Consider the following 2116-nt stretch of genomic DNA (forward strand, 5'->3'; position numbering starts at 1 on the left):
TGGAACCCGAAATAGCTATGTCATCGCGTAAATTTGGACTCAACCTGGTGGTGGTACTCGCCATCGCCGCCTTGTTTACCGGCTTCTGGGCGCTGATCAATCGCCCGGTGACCGCTCCCAACTGGCCTGAACAGATCTCCGGCTTCTCGTATTCGCCGTTTCAGCAAGGCCAATTCCCACAGAAAGAACAGTACCCGACCGACGATCAAATGCGTCGCGACCTGGAGATCATGAGCAAGTTGACGGACAACATCCGTACTTACTCGGTCGACGGTACGCTGGAGAACATCCCCAAACTGGCGGAAGAGTTCGGCCTGCGGGTAACCCTGGGGATCTGGATCAGTCCGGACCAGGAACGCAACGAACGGGAAATCACCCGCGCCATCGAGATCGCCAACTCCTCGCGCAGTGTGGTTCGCGTGGTGGTCGGCAACGAGGCGATCTTCCGCAAGGAAATCACCGCCGCAGAACTGAGCGTGATCCTCGATCGCGTCCGTGCTGCCGTGAAAGTGCCGGTGACCACCTCCGAGCAGTGGCACGTGTGGGAAGAACACCCGGAACTGGCCAAGCACGTTGACCTGATCGCCGCTCACGTCCTGCCTTATTGGGAATTCATCCCGATGGACAAGGCCGGGCAGTTCGTCCTCGACCGTGCCCGCGACCTGAAAAAGATGTTCCCGAAAAAACCGTTGCTGCTGTCCGAAGTCGGCTGGCCGAGCAACGGCCGCATGCGCGGCGGTGCCGATGCGTCGCCGGCGGATCAGGCGATCTACCTGCGCACGCTGGTCAACAAACTCAACCGCCAGGGTTTCAACTACTTCGTCATCGAAGCGTTTGACCAACCATGGAAAGCCAGTGACGAAGGCTCGGTGGGCGCTTATTGGGGCGTGTTCAACGCTGCGCGCCAGCAGAAATTCAACTTCGAAGGCCCGGTGGTCGCGATCCCGCAATGGCGCGTACTGGCCATCGGTTCGGTCGTCCTGGCCCTGCTGTCGCTGACCTTGCTGATGATCGACGGCTCGGCCCTGCGCCAGCGTGGCCGTACCTTCTTGACCTTTATCGCGTTCCTTTGCGGTTCGGTACTGGTGTGGATCGGCTATGACTACAGCCAGCAATACAGCACCTGGTTCAGCCTGACGGTCGGCTTTTTGCTCGCCCTTGGCGCGCTCGGGGTGTTTATCGTGCTGCTGACCGAAGCTCACGAGCTGGCTGAAGCGGTGTGGATTCACAAACGGCGCCGGGAATTCCTGCCGGTGGTGGGTGATTCCAGTTACCGGCCAAAAGTCTCGATCCACGTGCCCTGCTACAACGAGCCGCCGGAGATGGTCAAACAGACCCTCAACGCCCTGGCCAATCTCGATTATCCGGACTTCGAAGTCCTGATCATCGATAACAACACCAAGGACCCGGCGGTCTGGGAACCGGTGCGCGATTATTGCGAGACCCTCGGCCCGCGCTTCAAGTTCTTCCACGTCGCGCCTCTGGCCGGTTTCAAGGGCGGCGCGTTGAATTACCTGATTCCGCACACGGCCAAGGATGCCGAAGTGATCGCGGTCATCGACTCCGATTACTGCGTGCACCCGAACTGGCTCAAGCACATGGTGCCGCACTTCGCCGACCCAAAAATCGCCGTAGTGCAGTCGCCGCAGGATTATCGCGACCAGAACGAAAGCACCTTCAAGAAGCTCTGCTACGCCGAATACAAGGGCTTCTTCCATATCGGCATGGTCACTCGCAACGACCGTGACGCGATCATTCAGCACGGCACCATGACCATGACCCGCCGTTCCGTGCTGGAAGAATTGGGCTGGGCTGACTGGTGCATCTGTGAAGACGCCGAGCTCGGTCTGCGCGTGTTCGAGAAGGGCCTGTCGGCGGCGTATTACCACGACAGCTACGGCAAGGGCCTGATGCCGGATACCTTCATCGACTTCAAGAAACAGCGTTTCCGCTGGGCCTATGGCGCGATCCAGATCATCAAGCGCCACACCCGCAGCCTGCTGCGCGGCAAGGACACCGAACTGACTCGCGGTCAGCGTTATCACTTCCTCGCCGGCTGGCTGCCGTGGGTCGCCGATGGCATGAACATCTTCTTCACCGTCGGCGCGTTGCTGTG

1 protein-coding gene is annotated in these 2116 nt (G+C 59.8%); it reads left to right on the forward strand.

From position 1 onward, the window contains the following. Nucleotides 1-17 precede the first annotated feature (17 nt). On the forward strand, nucleotides 18-2116 hold a 2099-nt coding region (locus tag D8V06_RS15405; RefSeq protein WP_130931239.1), incomplete at its 3' end, for a glycosyltransferase.

The sequence above is a fragment of the Pseudomonas sp. Sample_24 genome (assembly GCF_004307605.1).
In the GTDB taxonomy this organism is placed as follows: domain Bacteria; phylum Pseudomonadota; class Gammaproteobacteria; order Pseudomonadales; family Pseudomonadaceae; genus Aquipseudomonas.